Source organism: Anabaena sp. CA = ATCC 33047 (assembly GCF_963870205.1).
Taxonomy (GTDB): domain Bacteria; phylum Cyanobacteriota; class Cyanobacteriia; order Cyanobacteriales; family Nostocaceae; genus Trichormus.
Genome location: NZ_CAWMSA010000004.1, coordinates 1 through 5,346 on the forward strand (window position 1 = coordinate 1; position 5,346 = coordinate 5,346).

5 protein-coding genes are annotated in these 5,346 nt (G+C 44.8%); 3 read left to right on the forward strand and 2 right to left on the reverse strand.

What is annotated here, in order from left to right; all coding sequences use genetic code 11:
- The 3 genes from AACS98_RS01565 to AACS98_RS01575 all read left to right on the forward strand — a co-directional run.
- Positions 1-426, forward strand: a 426-nt coding sequence (locus tag AACS98_RS01565; RefSeq protein ID WP_198161108.1) for a hypothetical protein, incomplete at its 5' end; no start/stop codon positions are given.
- A gap of 365 nt (positions 427-791) precedes the next feature.
- Positions 792-1,940 carry a hypothetical protein gene (locus AACS98_RS01570; RefSeq protein ID WP_066375493.1) on the forward strand — a complete coding sequence of 383 codons (1,149 nt, stop codon included), beginning with the start codon at positions 792-794 and terminating at the stop codon, positions 1,938-1,940.
- Between the two features lie 484 nt (positions 1,941-2,424).
- A complete protein-coding gene (locus AACS98_RS01575; protein WP_066375495.1) occupies positions 2,425-2,721 on the forward strand; it encodes a hypothetical protein in 297 nt (98 codons plus the stop codon).
- A gap of 291 nt (positions 2,722-3,012) precedes the next feature.
- On the opposite strand, the gene AACS98_RS01580 is transcribed toward AACS98_RS01575, so the two are convergent.
- Both AACS98_RS01580 and AACS98_RS01585 read right to left on the reverse strand, forming a co-directional pair.
- Positions 3,013-3,579, reverse strand: coding sequence for a tyrosine-type recombinase/integrase (locus AACS98_RS01580; protein WP_066375501.1), 567 nt, complete (start codon positions 3,577-3,579; stop codon positions 3,013-3,015).
- A gap of 136 nt (positions 3,580-3,715) precedes the next feature.
- Positions 3,716-4,675, reverse strand: coding sequence for a hypothetical protein (locus tag AACS98_RS01585; RefSeq protein ID WP_066375497.1), 960 nt, complete (start codon positions 4,673-4,675; stop codon positions 3,716-3,718).
- Between the last annotated feature and the right edge of the window lie 671 nt (positions 4,676-5,346).

Below are 5,346 nucleotides of genomic sequence, written 5' to 3' on the forward strand. Positions count from 1 at the left end.
CTGGTTAATTTTCCAGCCGTGCTATTTAGTGCCGTTGTCGGACAACGCACTGATAACTATTACCCATTACCCAAACCCAAGTTTCACATCGGTCAACGTGTTGTAACCCGGTATGAGTCAGAATCCTCTGGCTTGGTAGAAGCAACAGGAACAGTCAGAGGACTATGCTGGCAACCAGAGGACTGGTTAATTGATGTTGGCTGGGTTTATACAGTATTGCTTGATGATTGCGAATACGACTACGTACCTGAGCTTGACTTAGAATCCTGTTGGCTGATTGCTCCAGAACACACTTTCGGTTTAATGATAGAACCATCAGCAAAACTAATTAAAAATTGTTCTGGAAAACAAGAAAAACTTAACTGTTTTCATGTATCAATACAACTAATGAAAAGTGTTCGGGAGCAACAAGAAACGCTTATATAGCAAGGCAATCACCCCAGACAAGGTGTCAAGAACTCCACGGCAAAGCTGCAAAGAATTCTATACAAAACACCAAATAATTGATCCTTTGCTAGTTCAGATGTATGCTTAACGAAAATGTCTATTCTTGAGGAATTACCGCGTTCTCAAGAATAGACATTTATACAAAGACCACACAAAAAAAGGAAAAGGTCTTGTAGTTGAAAGTTGCTATTGGTTTAGAGTTGACCAACTCTGTCCCCAAACAACCCCAAAAACAAAACCAACAAAACGTGCATTAAGAGTATCAATTTCTGGGGGTTAGTAACAAGAGCTGGTCAACGCTTAAACGGTAGGAATTTTTGGCTACTGGGCCAGAGTGATAACCAATGACCAGCCCAGACAGCGCAAATACAAGTGTATCACCACAACTAGCTTTAATAAAGATACAAACCGCAATAATCCTTAGCACTTACCGTGTAAGGGTACACGCTCGCATTGGGCGAGAAACTTGGGCGCGGTTGTGGTACTTGTGTCGAGCGTTAGACCGGGAAGGGGCGGGACACTTAACACTACCACTAGCTGTAATACAGACATTTCTAAATTGCAATGACAAGTCTGTTTACCGTTGGTTGCAGCAAGGCAAGAAACGAGGAGCATTTCGGTATTACAAAGTTAGAACCGGAGTGGTAACGGTTTACTTGGGTAGTATGTTCAGTGTTTGCTACCGAATGAACCTCAAGCATTGGGGGGGAGTAGAAGAATGTGAACTATGGAAAGTGTTAGACCTCAGCCAACTGCGGTCACGGATTACGGGCATAGTCACACAAAGATTTCAGCAGAAAAGCCGATACGCGGCCGATCGCCAACTAAAGCCACAGTATAGAAAACTTTACGGGACAGCACACCCAAACGAGCTAGTGGGGGATGAAAGGCAATCCTCACATAAATCGCCAGTGGGGGAAGTACCTTGCGTACTTCACATTAGTTCGTCACGGATATTTGTCTCAAAAAGGTTCATTCACTACGGCACTTCTCAAAATGCTATTAGCTGTGAGTTGGGCATTCACACCCGGACGGTGCGACGGCATCAAGAGAAGCTGGGCATGACCCGCCGGCAACTTTGCCAGCACAAGTATGAGTATCATCAAATTTCCCAAGCTTGGGAAAATGAAGCTACTGAGTGGCGGGCATGGGGAAGCGACGGCACAGAATCAAAAGTAGGGTATCAGGTCACGGGAAATGCGATGGTCTACGACCGACCGAAGGTCATCGCATTTTCTGACGGCGTGACTCCAGGAGCGAAAAAGCAACAGCCCAACACTTACCAAGTGAAAGCGGCTGATTTTGGCAATCGCTTCTTTAGGGTAGGTAAGCAGGTTTTCATAAACCGATGCAACATCTACCGGGAAGAGTTAAAGCTGAAAACCATGTCAGCAGCGCGTCGCAAGTACCACTACCAACTGTCACAGTGCCAGTTGTCGGAAAAAACGAGCCGCCGGGGTAGGCAGCCGGATTTTAAAGGGGCTGCCAATTGAGCGAAATATGAAGGACATTTTTAAGAATTTTTTTCGGGCAGCAGACTGAGATACTTTCTTCGGGTCTAGGGTCGAAGAAAGTAACTCTGTTGAATAGTTGTGACCATGCCGGAGTTCTGGAAAACTTTTTGCGTTATGCGTTATCTGCATTCTGCATAAATGCAATATAAGATATTCGCATCCTGCGTATCTGATATACACATCCTGCGTATCTGATTTACGCATCCTGCAAAAATAGGGTGCAAGCCCAAAAATATGCAGGATATGATTTACAGGTTTGAGAGTTTTAGCGTTCACCCGTCTTACTGCATAAGCTTTTAGCTGTTGCATCAACTCTGCAAAAAAGATTTAAGTGCAGTTGAAAACCTGGGGTTTGGTGGTAAAATTCCCTTAAAACGAAAATGCGCCGCTAATTGGTGTTGTCAGCACCAATTAACGACGACTTCCCCTCCCATGTCTTACCCATGAAAGGAGCGATATCATCATGTCAGATTTTCAAGCTACAAACAATACTTACTACATTCCTCAGCCGTTATTTGCTTTTGGGGAATTGGTGCAGACTGTTGTCAACACAGCCAACCATGTTATGACCATAGTCGGAAGGGTTGACGGTCGCAGTTGGGAAGAGGATGAACCCCAAAATGGTCGATGGGCATACGTGATAGAGGTTGATTACACCCTATCTTCCGTTTCTGAAAACTACGCAGGGACTCACGACTATGTGGAAGAACAGGAATTAACACCCCATGTCATCCCCAGCAGTCAATTAGCCGTAGCATAGAGCAAAACCAAAAGCCCGCTAATACCTGAAGCGGGCTTTAAAGTATGGTGTCGGGAACTGACAAAAATTTGCTAGACAACATAGTGTTATCCGGTTGTTGCTTTTTTCTATCGACCACTATAGTAGTCGATGCGAAATGCGTTAAGTTTACGCATGAATTTTCCGCGAACCCTATAGGGGTGCGTGAAATAATAGCGCGTGAAATTTAGGTGCAATTTTAGAAAATATTAAACCAGTGACAAGTTAACTTGCCGAAGAAATATTACGGTGGTTTTAGCGACTCAAAGCGACTCAATCCCATAGACCATCAAACCTGTTGGGTGCTAACTGGGTGTAGCGGACGGTGTGGTTAATGTTCTTGTGTCCCAAGTAGTCTTGTATGCGCCTGGTGTCTGTTCCTTTGGCGGCCAGAGCATAACCGCAGCTATGGCGTAACATATGGGGGTGTAGTGGGAAATCAAAGCCAGCCACCTCCCCGGCACGGCTGATAATTTTGCGTACCGTGTCATCGGTGATAGGTGCGCCGCGCTCACTCATGAATATCCAGGGTGTTTTATCCTTGGCCTGTTTTTTAAACGCTCGCAACGCTCGCATCTCATCCGGGTAGATGGGATGATTAGCAGGTGTACCGCGTTTCATGCGGCGAATGTGAATACTGGCTGTTTCCCAGTCGATGTCAGACCACCGCAACGCGATCGCCTCAGAGACGCGCAAGCCGTGACGAAACATCATCAACAATAACAGTTCATCGCGCTGCTGGTTTCTGCCAACAGTCTTAGCCGCGCTGATCAATCGCTCAACTTCATCGGGTCTTAAGTATTCGCGCGATCGCACATCTTCATTTTTAGGTCGTCTCAATTTGGGATTCCTTGGGGCAAGTGGTTCAACTTTCCGATTTTCGGAGTTATACACCAGTTTTAGGTGAGGTCGTGACCTTGGTTTATAGAAACTCATGCCTTTAGACTCTCGGTAATTTATTCTTTTTACCGAAAGTTTACCGCGTCTGCTTTAATTCCCGAATAAATGTGTCGATAGCTTTCCCCCCTGCCGACTGCCTACCAACTCTGAGCTTGCTGAGTATGCGATCGCGTATTGCTTCATAGTCTGGCACAGAGGCATCTGTAACTTGTGATTTTAACTGCTCGATTTCCTTATCCTTGTTTTTGACAGTTGACTTTAACAGCCAGTTCTCATGAGCCAGTTCGTTGCGTTCGGCGTTGACCTCATCCCCTAGCTGAGTGATTCTCTGAAGTTCCTGCTTAAGCTTTTGGTTTTCAGTCTCTTGTTGTCGCAGCTTATCTGTTACCCTTTTAAGACTTGTTCCATCTTTTAAGTCGCTGTTTTGCTTCTCCACGCTGGCTAGCTCATCTTCTAACTCTTTCTTCTGCTTGCGAGCGTAGTTGAGTTTAGTTTCTAAACTCTTAACTTCATTTTGCAACTCTGTAACTTGATTCTGTAACTGAGTGACAATCTCACTGTCTGCCACTTCATTGTCGGAGTCAGTAGGCTGTTCTTCTTGCTCCTCTTCTACTGTTGTGGGACTTCCAGCCAGCTTTGCTACTTCTTGTCTCAACTCCCTCAATGCTTGCCACAGGTTAGTTACATCCTTGGTAGTTGCATATTTAATCGTTTCAGTTGCAGATGGCTTATATGTAACCTCTCGTAGTTCAGGTGGTTTCTCAATCAGGGCTGCTATCTCTTCCAGCCGCTCAACAGTTAACTCGTCAGGTTTCCCTATGTAACGTTTATGTAACTTCCCTTTGATTCTACGGTAGGCGTACCAGTAACCGCTTTTCTCAACCCTAGCGGTGAACCCTGTTAACTCAGACTTTGGCTCATAGCGGAAAGATTTGTTATTCTCTAGCCACTTCAGCCATTGGGGGGAATCTAACTCAATAACCGTGTCGTCGTCAGTCTCTATTATCCCTTGGTAGACTGTTGGAATTTTACTCATGTTACTCAATGCTGTATGTAACTATAATATATAACAGTTTTTATGCTACTTATGCAACTATCGAGACGCAACAGTGGCTATTCAACAGTGACTATTGCTAGTTAAGTTTGTTAAGGTTGCATAACAGTCATTGAGAAATAACAATGCTAACGGGAAGGCGATTGAGTGAGGGTAGAAAAATACATCTCCTGAAATCCAAAGCAGAGGGTTTGAATTGGCTCACGGTTTGCGGTCGTCAGCTACAGCTAGAAGAAATGCCAATTGAAGACTTTACTGGGGATATCTGTGCGAGTTGCAGTTACCAACATAAGTTGATGATCAAGAAAACCGCTTGACAGTTACCCACTAATTACAGATAATAGTTGCATGAGTTGATTATGCAACTGTTGAGCAAGTAAATCGTAGCGGCGTGTTGCTCCTATTGCGATGGCTTTTTGGACTAAAATCTGGTTGAATATTTTTAAGTGCCTGATGCACTACATGAAGTCGGCATTTAATTGCGCCCCGGTCAGAGAGACTCTCACCTCTCCCCGCCGGCACGACTTCCACCCAATCGCAAACCCGATTAGGAGACAAGTAATTATGATATCGCGTCGGCAGCTGCTGGTTAATTTTCCAGCCGTGCTATTTAGTGCCGTTGTCGGACAACGCACTGATAACTATTACCCATT

Coding starts and splice junctions, on each gene's coding strand:
- AACS98_RS01575 (WP_066375495.1), top strand. CDS start 2,425: ATGTCAGATTTTCAAGCTACAAACAATACTTACTACATTCCTCAGCCG.
- AACS98_RS01570 (WP_066375493.1), top strand. CDS start 792: ATGACCAGCCCAGACAGCGCAAATACAAGTGTATCACCACAACTAGCT.
- AACS98_RS01585 (WP_066375497.1), bottom strand. CDS start 4,675: ATGAGTAAAATTCCAACAGTCTACCAAGGGATAATAGAGACTGACGAC.